The 17,461-nt window shown below is 64.3% G+C and carries 15 protein-coding genes and 1 other RNA gene; 2 read left to right on the top strand and 14 right to left on the bottom strand.

The window, feature by feature from the left end; all coding sequences use genetic code 11:
- Window position 1 precedes the first annotated feature (1 nt).
- From AD664_RS20895 to rsmI, 14 genes are all read right to left on the bottom strand, one after another.
- Window positions 2-967 carry a D-alanine--D-alanine ligase gene (locus tag AD664_RS20895; protein WP_042729560.1) on the bottom strand — a complete coding sequence of 322 codons (966 nt, stop codon included), beginning with the start codon at window positions 965-967 and terminating at the stop codon, window positions 2-4.
- The gene (gene murC / locus AD664_RS20890; RefSeq protein ID WP_053149297.1) at window positions 964-2,424 is read right to left on the bottom strand and encodes a UDP-N-acetylmuramate--L-alanine ligase; all 1,461 of its coding nucleotides are present in this window, start codon (window positions 2,422-2,424) and stop codon (window positions 964-966) included. The genes AD664_RS20895 and murC overlap by 4 nt, the downstream gene beginning before the upstream one ends.
- Window positions 2,417-3,487 (bottom strand): undecaprenyldiphospho-muramoylpentapeptide beta-N-acetylglucosaminyltransferase, encoded by a 1,071-nt coding sequence (murG, locus tag AD664_RS20885; RefSeq protein WP_042729558.1) that lies wholly within the window; start codon window positions 3,485-3,487, stop codon window positions 2,417-2,419. The genes murC and murG overlap by 8 nt, the downstream gene beginning before the upstream one ends.
- Window positions 3,477-4,694, bottom strand: a complete 1,218-nt coding sequence (gene ftsW / locus AD664_RS20880; RefSeq protein WP_042729557.1) for a putative lipid II flippase FtsW — start codon at window positions 4,692-4,694, stop codon at window positions 3,477-3,479. The genes murG and ftsW overlap by 11 nt, the downstream gene beginning before the upstream one ends.
- Window positions 4,691-6,037 carry a UDP-N-acetylmuramoyl-L-alanine--D-glutamate ligase gene (gene murD / locus AD664_RS20875; protein WP_042729556.1) on the bottom strand — a complete coding sequence of 449 codons (1,347 nt, stop codon included), beginning with the start codon at window positions 6,035-6,037 and terminating at the stop codon, window positions 4,691-4,693. Before murD ends, ftsW begins: the two co-directional genes overlap by 4 nt.
- A 5-nt stretch (window positions 6,038-6,042) precedes the next feature.
- The gene (gene mraY / locus AD664_RS20870; protein ID WP_042729555.1) at window positions 6,043-7,125 is read right to left on the bottom strand and encodes a phospho-N-acetylmuramoyl-pentapeptide-transferase; all 1,083 of its coding nucleotides are present in this window, start codon (window positions 7,123-7,125) and stop codon (window positions 6,043-6,045) included.
- Complete coding sequence (murF, locus tag AD664_RS20865; RefSeq protein ID WP_053149293.1) at window positions 7,125-8,492, bottom strand: UDP-N-acetylmuramoyl-tripeptide--D-alanyl-D-alanine ligase; 1,368 nt, start codon at window positions 8,490-8,492, stop codon at window positions 7,125-7,127. Before murF ends, mraY begins: the two co-directional genes overlap by 1 nt.
- Entirely contained in the window at window positions 8,485-9,948 is a 1,464-nt protein-coding gene (locus AD664_RS20860) for a UDP-N-acetylmuramoyl-L-alanyl-D-glutamate--2,6-diaminopimelate ligase (RefSeq protein ID WP_042729553.1), read from the bottom strand. The genes murF and AD664_RS20860 overlap by 8 nt, the downstream gene beginning before the upstream one ends.
- The gene (locus AD664_RS20855) at window positions 9,948-11,687 is read right to left on the bottom strand and encodes a penicillin-binding protein 2 (protein ID WP_172679750.1); all 1,740 of its coding nucleotides are present in this window, start codon (window positions 11,685-11,687) and stop codon (window positions 9,948-9,950) included. Before AD664_RS20855 ends, AD664_RS20860 begins: the two co-directional genes overlap by 1 nt.
- Window positions 11,687-11,980: a cell division protein FtsL gene (gene ftsL, locus AD664_RS20850; RefSeq protein WP_018930128.1), complete on the bottom strand. Its 294-nt coding sequence runs from the start codon at window positions 11,978-11,980 to the stop codon at window positions 11,687-11,689. The genes AD664_RS20855 and ftsL overlap by 1 nt, the downstream gene beginning before the upstream one ends.
- The gene (gene rsmH, locus AD664_RS20845) at window positions 11,977-12,924 is read right to left on the bottom strand and encodes a 16S rRNA (cytosine(1402)-N(4))-methyltransferase RsmH (protein ID WP_053149291.1); all 948 of its coding nucleotides are present in this window, start codon (window positions 12,922-12,924) and stop codon (window positions 11,977-11,979) included. The genes ftsL and rsmH overlap by 4 nt, the downstream gene beginning before the upstream one ends.
- Window positions 12,921-13,376, bottom strand: a complete 456-nt coding sequence (gene mraZ, locus AD664_RS20840) for a division/cell wall cluster transcriptional repressor MraZ (protein ID WP_003205355.1) — start codon at window positions 13,374-13,376, stop codon at window positions 12,921-12,923. The genes rsmH and mraZ overlap by 4 nt, the downstream gene beginning before the upstream one ends.
- Window positions 13,377-13,684: 308 nt before the next feature.
- An RNA gene (rnpB, locus tag AD664_RS21415) (RNase P RNA component class A) lies at window positions 13,685-14,038 on the bottom strand.
- A gap of 74 nt (window positions 14,039-14,112) precedes the next feature.
- Window positions 14,113-15,018, bottom strand: coding sequence for a 16S rRNA (cytidine(1402)-2'-O)-methyltransferase (gene rsmI / locus AD664_RS20835; RefSeq protein ID WP_053149288.1), 906 nt, complete (start codon window positions 15,016-15,018; stop codon window positions 14,113-14,115).
- Between the two features lie 208 nt (window positions 15,019-15,226).
- On the opposite strand from rsmI, the gene AD664_RS20830 reads away from it, so the two are divergent.
- Window positions 15,227-17,038, top strand: a complete 1,812-nt coding sequence (locus AD664_RS20830; protein WP_053149285.1) for a penicillin-binding protein activator — start codon at window positions 15,227-15,229, stop codon at window positions 17,036-17,038.
- Window positions 17,038-17,400 (top strand): YraN family protein, encoded by a 363-nt coding sequence (locus tag AD664_RS20825; protein ID WP_042729548.1) that lies wholly within the window; start codon window positions 17,038-17,040, stop codon window positions 17,398-17,400. The genes AD664_RS20830 and AD664_RS20825 overlap by 1 nt, the downstream gene beginning before the upstream one ends.
- The last annotated feature ends 61 nt before the right edge of the window (window positions 17,401-17,461 follow it).

Genomic DNA, 17,461 nt, shown 5'->3' with positions numbered 1-17,461 from the left:
CTTAACCTCTTGGCTCTTGCGGGCCGACACTGGCCGCCAGGATCGACAACACCAGTTGCTGGAAATCCAGGCCGGCGGCACGCGCCGCCATCGGCACCAGGCTGTGATCGGTCATGCCGGGGGCGGTGTTGACTTCCAGGAACCAGAATTGCCCATTGGCGTCCTGCATCACGTCCGCCCGGCCCCAACCGGCGATACCCAGCGCCTCACAGGCCTTGGCCGTGAGGTCCATCAGTTCTTTTTCCTTGGCGCTGTCCAGTCCGCAGGGAATGCGGTACTGGGTATCGTTGGCGACGTACTTGGCGTCGTAGTCGTAGAACGTGTGCGGCGTGCCCAGCGCAATTGGCGGCAAAACCTGGTCACGCAGGGTGGCGATGGTGAACTCGGGACCGGCGATCCACTGCTCGACCAACACTTGCGAATCGTAGGCGCTGGCGTCTTTCCATGCCGTGGTCAACTCAGGCAGCGAATTCACTTTCGCCATGCCGATACTTGAACCTTCATGAGCCGGTTTGACGATCAGCGGGAAGCCCAGTTCCGTGGCCGCCGAAATACAATCGGCCTCGCTCGCCAGCACCGCGTGGCGTGGCGTCGGAATGCCGAGGCTGTGCCAGACCTGCTTGGTGCGCAGTTTGTCCATCGCCAGGGCCGAAGCCAGGATGCCGCTGCCGGTGTAGGGGATGCCCAGGCACTCGAGCAGGCCTTGCATGCTGCCGTCTTCACCGCCGCGACCGTGGAGAATGATGAACGCGCGGTCGATCTTTTCGCTCAGCAGGCGTTGCAGAAAGTCATCGCCCACGTCGATGCCGAACGCGTCGACACCACCGCTTTGCAGGGCTTGCAGTACGGCGTTGCCAGACTTGAGGGACACCTCGCGCTCGGCGCTCTTGCCACCGAACAGCACGGCAACGCGGCCGAAGGCTTTCGGGTCGAGGGTCGAGACCAGGTTGGCGTAGGCAGCAGTCATTTCAGTTTCCCCTCGCTGGAGGCCACGATGGCACCGGCGAATAACGGACTTTTCAACAGTTTCGGGGCCAGCCCGCCGATGTCACCGGCGCCCTGGCACAGCAGGATGTCGCCGGCACGCAGCAGCGGCTTGACCAGCGGCGCGAGGTCCACGCCACGCTCGATGTAGATCGGGTCCAGCTGGCCGCGCTGGCGGATGCTGTGGCACAGCTGGCGGCTGTCGGCACCGGGGATCGGCTCTTCGCCGGCCGGATAGACTTCCATCAACAGCAGCACGTTGGCGTCGGTCAGCACCTGGACGAAATCGTCGTACAGGTCGCGGGTACGGCTGTAGCGGTGTGGCTGATAGACCATCACCAGGCGCCGCTCCGGCCAACCACCGCGCACGGCCTTGATCACCGCTGCGACTTCGGTCGGGTGATGGCCGTAGTCGTCCACCAGCATCACGTTGCCGCCGTCCACCGGCAGCTCGCCGTAGACCTGGAAGCGCCGGCCCACGCCCTGGAACCCGGACAGGCCCTGGACGATGGCTTCATCGCTGACGCCTTCATCGGTGGCGATGCAAATGGTGGCCAGCGAGTTGAGCACGTTGTGGTTGCCCGGCATGTTTACCGAGACGTCCAACGGCTCACGGTCGGGGCGCAGCACGGTGAAGAAGGTCTGCATGCCTTGCTGGCGCACGTTGATGGCACGTACGTCGGCTTCTTCGCTGAACCCGTAGGTGACGGTCGGACGCTTGATCGACGGCAGGATCTCGCGCACCACCGGATCGTCCAGGCACACCACCGCCAACCCATAGAACGGCAGGTTGTGCAGGAATTCGACGAAGGTTTTCTTCAACTTGTTGAAGTCGCCGTCGTAGGTCGCCATGTGGTCGGCGTCGATGTTGGTGACCACGGCCACCAGCGGTTGCAGATGCAGGAAGCTGGCATCGCTTTCGTCGGCTTCGGCGATCAGGTAGCGGCTGGTGCCCAACTGGGCATTGGTGCCCGCGGCATTGAGGCGGCCACCGATCACGAAGGTCGGGTCCAGGCCACCGGCGGCGAACACCGAGGCGATCAGGCTGGTGGTGGTGGTCTTGCCGTGGGTCCCGGCGACGGCGATGCCGTGGCGGTAGCGCATCAGCTCGGCCAGCATTTCGGCACGCGGCACCACCGGGATGCGTCGTTCCAGGGCGGTGGCGACTTCCGGGTTGGACGTGTTCACGGCGCTGGACACCACCAGCACGTCGGCATTGGCGGCGTTCTCGGCGCGGTGGCCGATGAAAATCTGGGCGCCGAAGGTTTCCAGGCGCTCGGTGACCGGGGACGCCTTCAGGTCGGAACCCGAGACCTGGTAGCCCAGGTTCAGCAACACCTCGGCAATCCCGCACATGCCCACGCCGCCGATACCGACGAAGTGGATGCGGCGGATGCGGCGCATTTCCGGCTGTGGCATGGCTTTGCGATTCTCAACCATGGGCCACCTCCAGGCAGGTGTCGACCACTTGGGCCGTAGCATCGGGTTTGGCCAAGCGGCGCGCGGCGCGGGCCATGTCTTCAAGTCGTTGCGGCTGCATCAAAACCTCTGTCAGGCGGGCGGCAAGATCCGCGGCGCCAGTCGTTCTTTGCGGCATCAGGAAGGCAGCGCCTTCTCGGGCCAAATAATCGGCATTGCGGGTCTGGTGGTCGTCGATGGCGTGGGGCAAAGGCACCAGCATCGAGGGCAGACCGGCGGCAGCCAGTTCGCTGATGGTCAACGCGCCTGCGCGGCAGATCACCAGGTCGGCCCAGCCATAGGCTTGGGCCATGTCTTTGATGAACGGCTGCACCTGCGCCTCGACGCCAGCGGCGCGATAGCGCTCGGCAGTCACTTCATCGTGGTTTTTGCCGGCCTGGTGAAACACTTCCGGGCGCAGGTCGGGGGCGACCTGCGAGAGGGCTTCGGGCAGCAGTTTGTTCAACGGCTCTGCCCCCAGGCTTCCGCCCAGGACCAGCAAGCGCGCCTTGCGTCCAGCCAGGGCTGGGCGCGGTGTATCGAGAAACAGCTCGGTACGCACCGGATTACCGGTGGTGCGGCGGCTGCCCGACAGGGTAAAGGTGTCGGGAAACGCTTCACAGACCCGGGCGGCCAACGGCACCAGTAACCGATTGGCGGTACCGGCCACGGCGTTCTGCTCGTGAACGATCACCGGCACGCCGGCCAGTTTGGCCGCGAGGCCACCCGGCCCGGTCACATAACCGCCAAACCCGACCACGCAGACCGGCCGCAACCGACGGATGATCGCCCGCGCCTGCCAGACCGACTTGAGCAGCATCAGCGGTGCCTTGAGCAGCGACAGCTTGCCCTTGCCCCGCAGACCGCTGGCGTTGATCCGGTGCAGCTCCAGGCCGGCGCCGGGCACCAGCTCGTTTTCGATGCCCCGCGGCGTCCCCAGCCAGTGCACGGTGTAGCCGCGCGCCTGAAACTCCCGGGCACAGGCCAGCGCCGGGAAGACATGCCCGCCGGTTCCGCCGGCCATGATCAGCACGTTAGCGCCCATGAGTCGGCTCCTCGGCGAAGTCGCTCTCGTGGAACTCCATCTCTTCGCTGCCCAGGTGGGTACGGCTCTCCCACTCGATGCGCAGCAACAAGCCGAGGCAGGCACAGCAGATCACCAGGGAGCTGCCGCCATAACTGAGGAACGGCAGCGTCAGGCCCTTGGTCGGCAGCAGGCCGACGTTCACGCCGATGTTGATCAGGAACTGGCCGATCCACAGGAAGGACAGGCCATACGCCACGTAGGCGGCAAAAAACTGTTTGGCTTTCTCGGCCCACAAACCGATGTACATGCCGCGCACGCAAACGAACACGAACAGCGCCACGGTGCACAGCGAACCCACCACACCCAGCTCTTCGGCCAGCACCGAGAACACGAAGTCGGTGTGGGCTTCCGGCAGGTAGAACTGCTTCTGCACGCTGTTGCCCAGGCCCACGCCCAGCCATTCGCCACGCCCGAAGGCAATCAGTGCCTGGGTCAACTGGTAGCCGGAACCGAACTGGTCGGCCCACGGATCGGTGAAGGTAATCAGTCGCGCCATCCGATAGGGCTGCGCCTGCACCAGCACGGTCACGGCTGCCACCGCCAGCGCCACCATCAGGATGAAGCGGAACAGCCCGACGCCACCGAGGAACAGCATCGCCGCGGCCGCGCCCATCATCACCACCGTGGCGCCGAAGTCCGGCTCCATCAGCAGCAGGCCAGCCATCGGCAACAACACGATGAACGGCTTGAAGAACCCCATCCAGCTTTCGCGCACTTCTTTCTGGCGCCGCACCAGGTAACCGGCCAGGAAGATCACCACAAAGACCTTGGCGATTTCCGAGGGCTGTACGTTGAAGAAGCTGAAGCCGATCCAGCGCATCGAACCGTTGACCTCGCGGCCGATACCCGGCACCAGCACCATCACCAACAGGCCGAAAGCGCCGAGCAGCATCATCCAGCCCAGGCGCTGCCAGGTGGCGATCGGCACCATCATGGTGACCACGCAGGCACCGAGGCCGATCACCAGGTAAATCAGGTGGCGGATCATGTGATAGAGCGTGTTGCCCGATTGCACCGCGGCCACTTCCGAGGACGCCGAGGTGATCATCACCAGGCCCAGTCCGAGCAGGGCCAGGCAACCGGCGAGCATCGGGAAATCCAGGTCGATGCCACGCCCGGTGATCAGCGGCGACGGGTATGGCTTGATGACGTTCATCAGGCTCATGCCAAGTCCTCCGCGGCCCGGGCGAACAACTGCCCGCGTTCTTCGTAATTCTTGAACATGTCGAAACTGGCGCAGGCCGGCGACAACAGGACGGCATCGCCGGGTTGAGCCAGGGCGCGGCATTGCTGCACCGCTTCGTCGAGGGAGGCGACGCGAACCAGCGGCACGGCGTCGCCGAGCGCCTGGGCGATCAATTCGCGGTCACGGCCCATCAGCACCACGGCGCGGCAGTTGGCCGCCACCGGGTCACGCAGGTCCTTGAAGTCGGCACCCTTGCCGTCGCCACCGGCGATCAGCACGAGCTTGCCTTCGATGTCCGCACCCAGCCCTTCGATCGCTGCCAGGGCGGCGCCGACGTTGGTGGCCTTGGAGTCGTTGTACCAGGCCACGCCATCGAGGTCGCGCACCCACTGGCAGCGGTGCTCGAGGCCGGCGAAAGTGCGCAGCGCCGAGAGCATGGCGTCGAACGGCAGGCCGACGGCGTGCCCGAGGGCCAGGGCAGCCAATGCGTTGGCCTGGTTGTGGGCGCCACGGATCTTCAGTTCGCGTACCGGCATCAGGTTCTGGAATTCGAAGGCCAGGTATTTCTCGCCGTTCTCTTCCCGTAACCCGAAACCCTTGAAATCCGGCACGCCCAGGCCGAACGACCAGCACGGCAAGCCCTCGCCCAGCAGCGGACGGGTCAGGGCATCCTGGCGGTTGAACACCACCTGCCGGGCGCCGCGGAAGATCCGGTGCTTGGCCAGGTGGTAAGCCGGCAGGCCGCTGTAGCGGTCCATGTGGTCTTCGCTGATGTTCAGCACGGTGGCCACTTCAGCGCCCAGGTGGTCGGTGGTTTCGAGCTGGAAGCTGGACAGCTCCATCACGTACAGCTCGACGTCGTCACTGAGCAGATCCAGCGCCGGTGTACCGAGGTTGCCGCCCACGGCGACCCGCTTGCCGGCCGCGGCCGCCATCTCGCCCACCAGGGTGGTGACGGTGCTTTTCGCGTTGGACCCGCTGATGGCGATGATGGGCGCCTTGGCGTTGCGCGCGAACAGCTCGATGTCGCCGGACAGCTTCACCCCACGGGCCGCCGCCGCTTGCAGGGCCGGGGTCGCCAGGGCCAGGCCGGGGCTCACGTAGAGCTCGTCGGCGCGGCACAGGAACTCGACGTCCAGGTCGCCACAACGCACGTCCACCTGCGGATAGTCACGCCGCAGCGTGGCCAGCTCCGGCGGATTTTCCCGCGTGTCGGCGACGGCAAACGACACGCCCCGGTTCGCCAGGAAGCGAACCAGGGACATGCCGCTCTTGCCGAGGCCGACAACGATGCGGAAATGGTCGGAAGCGATCAGGGACACTCGTTCTACCTCAGTTTCAGGGTGGCAAGGCCGATCAGCACCAGAATCACGGTGATGATCCAGAAACGGACGATCACGCGCGGCTCGGGCCAGCCCTTGAGTTCAAAGTGGTGGTGGATCGGCGCCATGCGGAATACGCGGCGGCCGGTCAATTTAAACGACGCAACCTGAATGACGACTGACAGGGTTTCCATCACGAACACGCCGCCCATGATGAACAGGACGATTTCCTGGCGGACAATGACGGCGATGGTGCCCAGGGCGGCGCCCAGCGCCAGCGCGCCGACGTCGCCCATGAAGACTTGTGCCGGGTAGGTGTTGAACCACAGGAAGCCCAGGCCGGCACCGATCAGTGCGCCGCAGAACACGATCAGCTCGCCCGCCCCGGGTACGTAAGGGATCAACAGGTATTCGGCGAATTTCACGTTACCCGACAGGTAGCAGAAGATCCCCAGCGCGCCGCCGACCATCACCGTCGGCATGATCGCCAGGCCGTCGAGGCCATCGGTGAGGTTGACCGCGTTGCTCGAACCGACGATGACCAGGTAGGTCAGCACGATGAAGCCGGCGCCCAGTGGAATGCTGTAGTCCTTGAGCATCGGCAGGATCAGGGTGGTTTCCACCGGCGAAGCGGCGGTCATATAAAGGAAGATCGCCGCGCCGAGGCCGAACACCGATTGCCAGAAATACTTCCAGCGACTGGGCAGCCCACGGGAGTTCTTCTCGATGACCTTGCGGTAGTCATCGACCCAGCCGATGGCACCGAAAAACAGGGTCACCAGCAGCACGACCCAGACATAGCGGTTCGCCAGGTCGGCCCAGAGCAGGGTACTGATGCCGATGGACGACAGGATCAGCGCGCCACCCATGGTCGGGGTGCCGGATTTGGACAGGTGCGATTGCGGGCCGTCGTTACGCACCGACTGGCCGATCTGCAGGTTCTGCAAGGTGCGGATCATCCACGGGCCCAGGAACAGCGACAACGACAGCGCGGTCAGCACACCCAGGATCCCGCGCAGGGTCAGGTACTGGAAGACCGCGAAGCCTTTGTAGAACTGTTGCAGGTACTCCGCTAGCAGCAGCAGCATTAATGTTTCTCCGTACGGGTGCCGCACAGCGCCGCGACGATGTTTTCCATCGCTGCGCTACGAGAGCCCTTGATCAATAAGGTGGTGTTCGGATCCTGCTCGGCGCCCAGCGCCTGGATCAGCTCGGCCTGGGTGGTGAAGTGCCGGGCGTTCTCGCCAAAGGCGGCGACCGCGTGGGCCATCATCGGGCCGACGGCGTACAACGCGTCGACCTTGCCGCGGGCATAGGCCCCTACATCGTGGTGGCCCTGCTGGGCCCAATCGCCCAACTCGCCGATATCTCCCAGTACCAGCACGGTGCGACCGGTAAAACCGGCGAGGATATCCACCGCCGCGCACATGGACGTCGGGTTGGCGTTGTAGGTGTCGTCGATGACCCGCATGCCGTTGCTGGCCAACTGCGCGACGCAACGGCCCTTGACCGGTTGCACCGCGTTCAGCCCGGCGACGATGCCTGGCAGCGACACGCCCAAGGCATGGGCCGCCGCCGCTGCGGCCAGGGCGTTGGCAATGTTGTGGGTGCCGAGCAGGTTCAACTGCACTCGCTCGGCCCCGTCGGGGCTGTGCAGGTTGAAGGCCGGGCAACCGCGTGCGTCACGGTCCAGGTCGCTGGCGTAGAAATTGGCGGCGAGGTTGCTCAAGGCAAAGGTCAGCACCTTGCGTTCGCCCGCCCGGGTCTTCCAGATTTCGAAGGCCTTGTCGTCCAGGTTCAGCACGGCGATGCCATCGGCTTGCAGCCCTTCGATGATCTCGCCCTTGGCCTCGACGATCTTGTCCGGCCCGCCGAACTCGCCGACGTGGGCGGTCCCGGCATTGTTCAGCACCGCCACGTGCGGCTGGGTCAGGCCCACGGTGTAGGCGATTTCGCCGAGCCGCGAAGCGCCCAGCTCGATGACCGCGGCCGTGTGCTCCGGTGCCAGTTCCAGCAGGGTCAGCGGCACGCCGAGGTCGTTGTTCAGGTTGCCCCGGGTGGCCAGCACGGGCCCACGGGTGCGCAGGATGCTGGCCAGCATTTCCTTGACCGTGGTCTTGCCGCTGGAGCCGGTGATGGCCGCGACCGGCTTGCCATACGCCGCGCGATTCAGCGCTCCGAGTTGGCCCAGGGCCTGGCGCGTGTCCTCGACCAGCAACTGTGGCAGCGCGCTGTTGGTCACTTCGCGCTCGACCAGCGCCGCGACTGCACCTTTGGCCGCGACTTCGTTCAGGTAGTCATGGCCGTCGAAGCGCGGGCCGGTCAGGGCGACGAACAACTGGCCCGGCGCAATGGCCCGGCTGTCGATGCTGACGCCGTCGAAGGTGGCGTCCGCGGCGATGAGGCGCGCATTCAGGGCGCTGGTCAATTCGCTGAGCGTCAGGGCCTTAAGCATGGGCCACCTCCCACGCGGTCAGGGCGTGATCCGCTTCCACCAGGTCGGAGAAGGCATGGCGCACGCCGTTGATTTCCTGGTAGTCCTCGTGGCCCTTGCCGGCCAGCACGATCACGTCGTCCGCCGAAGCGCCGGCGATCAGCTGGGCGATGGCCTGGCCGCGACCGGCCACGAAGGTGACGTTATCCGCCACCGAGAACCCGGCACGGATGTCGTCGAAAATCTGCAACGGGTCTTCGGTCCGCGGGTTGTCATCGGTGACCAGCACGCCGTCGGCCAGCCGCTCGACCACTTCGGCCATCAGCGGGCGCTTGCCGCGATCGCGATCGCCGCCGCAGCCGAACAGGCACAACAACTTGCCCTTGGCATGGGGCCGCAGGGCCATCAAAACTTTTTCCAGCGCATCGGGCGTATGGGCGTAGTCGACCACCACCAGTGGTTGCGTGCCGCCACCCAGGCGCTGCATGCGCCCGGCCGGGCCTTCGAGCTTGGGCAGGACCTTGAGGATTTCGTCCAGCGCGTAGTCCAGGCCCAGCAAGGCGCCGATGGCGGCCAGCACGTTGCTCAGGTTGAAGCGACCGAGCAAGGTGCTGCGCAAATGGTGTTCGCCCTGGGGCGTGACCAACGTGGCGCGCACGCCCTCGTCATCGAACTGGGCCTGGCGTACATAGAGGTAGGCACCCGCGTCTTCCAGGCTGTAGGTGATCAGCCGGGATTCATGCGAGTCGGCGGCCAGTTGCCGGCCGAACGCGTCGTCGATGTTGATGACCCGGCATTTCAGGTCATTCCAGGCGAACAGCTTGGCCTTGGCTTCGCCGTAGGCCTGCATGGTGCCGTGGTAGTCCAGGTGATCGCGGGACAGGTTGGTCAGCACGGCGACATCGAACGCCAGCGCGGTCACGCGCCCCTGGTCCAGGCCATGGGAGGACACTTCCATCGCGACGGCCTTGGCACCGGCCTTCTTCAGGTCGGCCAGGGTCGCTTGCACGGCGATCGGGTTCGGCGTGGTGTGCAGGCCGCTGGCCAAGGCGCCATGGAACCCGCTGCCCAGGGTTCCGACAATGCCGCAGTGCTGGCCAAGCAGGTCCAGGGCCTGGGCCACCAGCTGGGTCACGCTGGTCTTGCCGTTGGTGCCGGTCACGCCAATCAGGTTCAGGTGGCGGCTCGGGTCGCCATAGAAGCGCCCGGCGATGTCCGACAGTTGGGCCGCCAGGCCCTTGACCGGAATCAGCGGGACGTCGGTGATCGGCAACACCGTCGCGCCCTGCACTTCATAGGCCACGGCCGCCGCGCCACGCTGGAGGGCGTCGGCGATATGGGCACGGCCATCGAAACGGGCGCCCGGCACCGCCAGGAACAGGTCGCCGGCACGCACATTACGACTGTCCAGGGCCAGCTCGCGAATCAGCAGGTCATGCCCGGCATGGGCAAAAATCTTGTTCAGGCTCAGGGACATCAGCCGCGCCCTCCTTCGGCTTTCAAGGGAACGACCGGTGCGGTACTGGCTTGCTGCGTCGGCGGCAGGTTATCCGGGGTGATGTTCATCAGGCGCAGGGTGCCGGACATCACTTTGCTGAACACCGGCGCCGAGACCAGGCCACCGAAGTAACCGGCCTTGCTCGGTTCGTCGATGACCACGACGATGGCGTAGCGTGGATCGCTCATCGGACCGAAGCCGGCAAACAGCGAACGGTAGGAGTTCTCGGCATAGCCCTTGGTGCCCACGGAAGTCTTGCGGGCCGTACCGGATTTACCGGCGACGTGATAGGCCGGGACCTGGGCACGGAAGACGCCACGGGGCGCCTCGATCACCTGTTGCAGCATGCCCTGCATGGTCTTCGCGACGTTCTCCGGGATCACCTGGGTGGTCTGCGGGGCCTTGTCGGTCTTGATCAGGGTCAACGGTGCGATGCGCCCGTTGTTCGCCAGCGCGGAAAACGCGTGGACCAACTGGATCGCCGTCACCGAAACGCCGTAGCCGTAGGACAGCGTGGCCGTCTCGGCCTTGCGCCAGTCGCGGTAGTTGGGCAGGTTGCCGACCCGTTCGCCCGGGAAGCCCAGGCCGGTGTCCTGGCCGAGGCCGATCTTCTGCGCCAGGCGATAGATGGTCTCGCCGCCGATGTCGAAGGCGATCTTGCTCATACCCACGTTACTGGAGTTGATCAGGATGCCGGTCAAGTCGAGCACCGGGCCTTCGGTCTTGGACACGTCACGAATGGTGTACTTGCCGATCTGCAGGGTGCCCGGGTACACCTCGACGGTATCGCTCGGCTTCCAGCGGCCGGTTTCCAGGGCGGCGGCCATCGACACGGCCTTCATGGTCGAACCCGGCTCGAAGACGTCGATCATCGCGCGGTTGCGCATCATCGCCGGCTGCAGGTTGCGACGGTTGTTCGGGTTGTAGGTCGGCTGGTTGACCATGGCCAGGATCTCGCCGGTCTTCACGTCCATGATCACCAGGCTGCCGGCCTTGGCACCGTTCTCGACGATGGCATTGCGCAGCTCGCGGTTGGCCAGGTATTGCAGGCGCAGGTCAATGGACAACGCCAAGGGCTTGCCGGCCTTGGCGTTCTTGGTGACCTGGACATCCTTGATCAGCCTGCCGCGCCGATCCTTGATGACCTGGCGCTTGCCGGCGACGCCAGCGAGCCATTCATCGTAGGCCAGCTCGACCCCTTCACGGCCGCGGTCATCGATGTCGGTAAAGCCGACCATGTGGGCCGTGACTTCACCGGCCGGGTAGAACCGCCGGAACTCTTCGATGCCATAGACGCCCGGCACTTTCAGGTCGAGCACACTTTGGCCTTGCTCAGGCGTCAGCCCGCGCACCAGGTAGATGAATTCTTTATTGGCCTGGGCTTCAAGGCGTTCGGCCAGAGCCTTGGGGTCCTGCCCGAGGGCGGCGGCCAGCGCTGGCCACTTTTCCTTGGCCAACTGCATTTCCTTGGCGTTGGCCCACAAGGTGGTCACAGGGGTACTCACCGCCAACGGCTCGCCATTGCGGTCGGTGATCAGGCCACGGTGGGCCGGGATCGGAATGTGTCGCACGCTGCGCGCGTCGCCCTGCCCCTTGAGGAAGTCACGGTCGACGACCTGCAGGTCGATGATGCGCCAGGAAATCGCCGCCACCATGATCCCGAGCAACCCCAGGACCAGGCGGAACCGCCACGGGAACAATGCCCCTTCGAGCTTCATCATGGCGCCACCATCTGCACTTCGGCAGCGCCGGGAATGCGCATCTTCAGTTGTTCGGTGGCCAATACTTCGATGCGGCTATGGGCGGTCCAGGTGCTCTGCTCCAGGATCAACCGTCCCCACTCGGCCTGCGCCTTGTCGCGCACGCTGAGTTCGTTGTAGAGAGTATTGAGCAACTGCCGGTTCCAGTGCGCGCTATAGGACACGCCGATGGCCGACACGAGCACGCCGATGAACAGCAGCAGCATGAAAAAGCTGCCGCCTGGCAGGGGCTTGGCGAAGAGCTTGCTCACCGCAACTTCTCCGCGACACGCATGACCGCACTGCGGGCACGAGGGTTGGCCTTGAGCTCGGCTTCGGAGGCGAACTGCGCCTTGCCGTGGATCTTGATTCTCGGCACGAAGGCCTCGAAGCGCACCGGCAGGTTACGTGGCAGGTTATCGGCCTCGCCCTTGGTGAGCTTGCGCATGAACAGCTTGACGATGCGGTCTTCCAGGGAATGGAAGCTGATCACCACCAGCCGGCCGCCGACTTCCAGGGCGTCGAGCGCCGCTTCGAGGCCGGCCTCGAGGTCGCCCAGTTCATTATTGACGTGAATGCGCAAACCCTGGAAAGCCCGGGTCGCCGGGTTCTTGCCCTTCTCCCAGGCTGGGTTGGCAACCTTGAGCACCTCGGCCAGATCGCCAGTGCGTTCGAAAGGCTTGATGTCGCGGCGCTCGACCACGGCACGGGCCATACGGCCGGAGAAACGCTCTTCACCGTATTCCTTGAAGACGCGGGCGATTTCTTCCACCGAGGCGGTGTTGACGAATTCGGCAGCGCTGATGCCCCGGGACGGGTCCATGCGCATGTCCAGCGGGCCATCGTTGAGGAAACTGAAACCGCGCTCCGGGTCGTCCAACTGTGGCGAAGACACGCCCAGGTCGAGCAACACGCCACTGACCTTGCCGGCCAGGCCGCGCCCAGCGACCTCCGTGCCCAGCTCGGCAAAGCTGCGCTGCACAACGACAAAGCGGCCGTCTTCGGCCGCCAGCGCTTGCCCGGTGGCAATCGCTTGAGGATCTTTGTCGAATCCCAGCAGGCGACCACCCGGCCCCAGCTGGCTGAGGATCAACCGGCTGTGCCCGCCGCGACCGAACGTGCCGTCCAGATAGCAGCCATCAGGACGTACCGCGAGCGCCTCGACGGCCTCGTCAAGCAGTACGGTGATGTGGTTAAAGCCGCTATCAGTAGTCACAGGATCAAATCACGCAGTTCATCAGGCATGGCGCCCGGTTGTTGAATAGCAGCAAGGTCAGCGGCAGAAACCGCATTCCAGGCATCTTCGTCCCATAGCTGGAACTTGTTCAGCTGGCCGACCAGCATCGCGCGCTTGTCCAACTTGGCGTATTCGCGCAGACGCGGTGGAACCAGGAAACGACCGCTGCCGTCGAGCTCGAGATCGACGGCATTACCGATCAGCAAACGCTGGAGCCGGCGGTTTTCTTCACGCAGCGAAGGCAGTGCGCGCAGTTTGGTTTCGATGATTTCCCACTCATCCAGAGGGTAAACGCACAGACATGGATCAACGGCGTCGATCGTGACGATTAATTGCCCCGAACTTCGCGAAACGAGCTCGTCACGATACCGGCTCGGCATGGCGAGACGGCCTTTTGCATCGAGACTGATAGCGTTGGCTCCGCGAAACACGTCAGCGTTTCTCCACTTTTTGGCGTTTTACCTTCAAAAAAACCCACTTCATGCCACTTTCCGCCACTTGCGCACACTATAGGAATGCGCCCACCGCACCGTCAAGGCACGGATTGAAGGAAAAGCCTTATAGATCGGAGATTTAGGAGCGTTTCAGAAGGGTTAACGGGAATCTGACGTAGGAATTTTCACCCCAACCCAAGCAGGCACAGGAAGCTGCGCGCACAAGTTAAAGTGATTTATTAAGAGTAAGATTTTTTTGGTCTTAGGAACTGCGTCTGCCAGTGATTCAGGCAGGAAGGGAAAAGGTGGAGAGTCGATCTGTAAGCCGGGTTCTGTCTTGAACAGTCATTCGTCTACGATGGCCATCACTGGACATCTTTAGCAACCTACCCGGTCCCAGCGCGGGCCACGCCTTGGGACCCTATTTGGTCTTGCTCCAAGTGGGGTTTACCTAGCCACGAACTGTTGCCAGCCGTGCGGTGCGCTCTTACCGCACCTTTTCACCCTTACCGGCGCCGAAACGCTTAGGCGGTTATTTTCTGTGGCACTTTCCGTAGGCTCACGCCTCCCAGGCATTACCTGGCACTTCGCCCTATGGAGCCCGGACTTTCCTCCCCCCTCTAATTCTCATAGAGGGCAGCGACTGTCCGATCGACTCTCCGCCGCGAAGGTTAACGGTAGAGCGCCCGAAGAACAAGCGCTAAAAGCCTTTGGCCAGCCCGGCGCCCCGGTTTCATTGCCCCTTCTGTTTATCCAGCGCGACCTGGTACAACACGTTCTTGCGCTCGCCGGTAATCTGCGCCGCGAGGGCAGCGGCGCGCTTGAGCGGCATTTCCTCCAGCAGCAGGTCGAGGATGCGCATCGCCTCGCTGCTGACCGCGTCTTCACTGGCCGGCGGCGTCCAGCCCGCCAGCAGCACGACGCACTCGCCGCGCTGCTGGTTGCTGTCGCTTTCGACGAAGGCACGCAACTGCGCCAGGGGTAAGCCTTTGAGTGTCTCGAAGGTCTTGGTCAATTCGCGGGCCAGCAACGCCGGCCGCTCGGCACCGAATACCAGCTCCATGTCCTGCAGGCATTCGAGGATGCGGTGCGGCGCTTCATAGAAGATCAGTGTGCGCGGCTCTTCCTTTATAGCCTCCAGGCGCGCCCGACGCCCCACCGCCTTGGCCGGCAGAAAGCCTTCGAAGATGAAACGATCCGACGGCAGGCCCGCCGCCGACAATGCCGCGATCAAGGCGCACGCCCCCGGCACCGGCACCACGTTGATGCCGGCGGCGCGGGCCTGGCGCACCAGGTGATAGCCTGGGTCGGAAATCAGCGGTGTGCCCGCGTCGGAGATCAGCGCGACGTTGTCACCGGCCAACAGCCGGGTAATGAAACGGCTGCCTTCGTCTCGCTCGTTGTGCTCATGGCAGGCCGCCAACGGCGTGGAGATGCCGAAATGCTGCAGCAGGCGCTGGGAATGGCGCGTGTCTTCGGCGGCGATGAGGGCCACGTCCTGCAGGATTTTCAGCGCCCGGGCACTGATATCGTCCAGGTTGCCGATGGGCGTCGCCACCACATAAAGCGAGCCGGCAGCGGAATTCAAAGCACCTGGAGCAGTCAAAACGCACACCTCATGATCGGTAAAAGCCGCCATTGTAGCGTGTGCAGGACGTCTCGGCTGTTCACGTAAGCCGTTGTGGCGAGGGAGCTTGTTCCCGCACCACAGGGCAATACCTGTCTTTTGTGCTGCACCGCACTCTTTGAAATACCTAAATTGACCGATTCACGCCACTAACATCGCGCCCCGGCCAGTGCTTGGGTACAATTCGACGCTAATTTGATCTCGTATCAGGAACACTTACATGATCGCTTGCCTGCGGCTGTTCTCCGCCCTCTGCCTCGCTGCCCTCCTGGCGGCCTGCGCCAGCTCGCCCTCCTCCAGCCTTGGCGAACTTCCACGGACCCCGGATGCCAGTATCGAGCAGTTGCTCGAACAGGCCGCCCAAAGCAAAACGCCGGAAAAAGCCGCGCTGCTGCGCCTGAGCGCCGCCGACCTGGCCTACCGCCAGGGCAATGCCGGCCAGTCCGCGCAGATCCTGCAACAAGTACCGATGGAACAACTCAAGCCCGGCCAGCAGATTTTCGCCAGCACGCTGTCGGCTGAACTGGCGATGACCCGCAACCAGCCCAAGGCCGCCCTGACGGCACTGAGCCATCCGAGCCTGCAACACCTGAGCGAAATGCCGGTGGAGCAACAGGTCCGCACCGGCACCGTACGTGCCCGCGCCCTGGAGGCCGACGGCCAGACCCTGGCCGCCGCCAAGGAACGCATCTTCATCGCGCCCCTGCTGGAGAACGACGCGGCGGCAAAGAACCACGAAGCCATCTGGTCGCTGATCGCCTCGCTGCCCACCGACCAACTGCAACCGACCTCCAACGATGACCTGGGTGGCTGGCTGAGCCTGGCCCAGGCGGTGAAGACTGCCGGCACCCTGGAACAGCAGCAGGCGGCCATCGATCACTGGCGCGAACAGAATCCAAAGCACCCCGCCGCCCTTCAACTGCCGACGCCACTGGTCAAGCTCAAGGCGCTGGCGAGCCAGCCGCTGAGCAAGATCGCCCTGCTGCTGCCGCAGAACGGCCCGCTGGCCTCGGTCGCCAAGGCGCTGCGCGAGGGCTTCCTGGCCGCCCATTATCAGGCCCAACAAGCCGGGCAGAATCCGCCGGGCATCCAGCTGTATGACAGCTCCAGCCTGACCTCCATGGACGAGTTCTACCGCAAGGCCCAGGCCGACGGCGTGCAATTGGTGGTCGGCCCGCTGGAGAAACCCCTGGTCAAGCAGATCAGCGCCCGCACGCAATTGCCGATCACTACCCTGGCGCTGAACTACAGCGAAGGCGAGCAAGGTCCCGCCCAACTGTTCCAGTTCGGCCTGGCGCCTGAGGATGAAGCCCGCGAAGTAGCCCGTCGCGCTCGCGCCGACGGTCTGCACCGCGCCGCCGTCATGGTGCCGAAGGGTGAATGGGGCGACCGCGTCCTGAAAGCCTTCAGCCAGGACTGGCAGGGCAACGGCGGCACCATCATCGCTACTGAACGCGTTGACCAACCGGTGCAACTGGCCCAGCAGATCGCCGACATGTTCCAACTGCGCCAGAGCGAAGGTCGCGCCAAGAGCCTGCAGAACACCGTGGGCACCAACGTTGCCGCCCAGCCGTCCCGCCGCCAGGACATCGAGTTCATCTTCCTGGCGTCGACGCCACAGCAGGCCCAGCAGATCAAGCCGACCCTGAACTTCCAATACGCCGGTGACGTGCCGGTCTACGCGACGTCCCAGGTGTTCAGCGCTAGCGGCGACCAGAACCAGTACAACGACATGAACGGCATTCGCTTCTGCGAGACGCCATGGTTGCTCGACGCCAACGATCCGCTGCGCAAGCAGGTCACCGCCCAGTGGCCGCAGGCCGGTGGCAGCCTGGGCCGCCTGTACGCGATGGGTGTGGACGCCTACCGCCTGGCACCTCGCCTGGGCCAGCTCAAAGCACTGCCGGACAGCCGCATCGAAGGCCTGTCGGGCAGCCTGGCCGTGTCCCCGTCCCAACGCATTCAACGCCAGTTGCCGTGGGCCCAGTTCGTCAACGGCCAGGTACAGCGCTTGCCGGACACCCAGCGCTGATGCCCGACCGATCACGCCAGCAAAGCGGACGGGATGCCGAGGGCCAGGCCCTCGCGCATCTCCAGCAACAGGGGCTGCGGCTGGTCGCGCAGAACTGGTTGTGCAAACGCGGCGAGCTTGATCTGGTCATGCTTGACGGCGATACAGTAGTATTCGTTGAAGTTCGCTACAGAAAAAACACCCAATGGGGTGGCGCGCTCGACAGCATCGACGCGCGCAAGCGCCAGAAGCTGGTCTTCGCCGCGCAGTATTTCCTGCAACGCGAATCTCGCTGGGCCGATCACCCCTGCCGCTTCGACGTGGTTGCCATCGACAGCAACGCCGATCAGCTGAACTGGCTGCAGAACGCTTTCGACAGTTGAACGGTCGACGCCCATGACCAGCCGAGCCGGAAACCTTCACTCAACTTATTGCTCTTTGCTT

Origin of the sequence: Pseudomonas sp. P97.38 (genome assembly GCF_001269745.1) — a bacterium.
Taxonomy (GTDB): domain Bacteria; phylum Pseudomonadota; class Gammaproteobacteria; order Pseudomonadales; family Pseudomonadaceae; genus Aquipseudomonas; species Aquipseudomonas chlororaphis_E.
The sequence above is the reverse complement of the archived record's forward strand: the minus strand, read 5'-3'. Positions and strand labels throughout refer to the sequence as shown.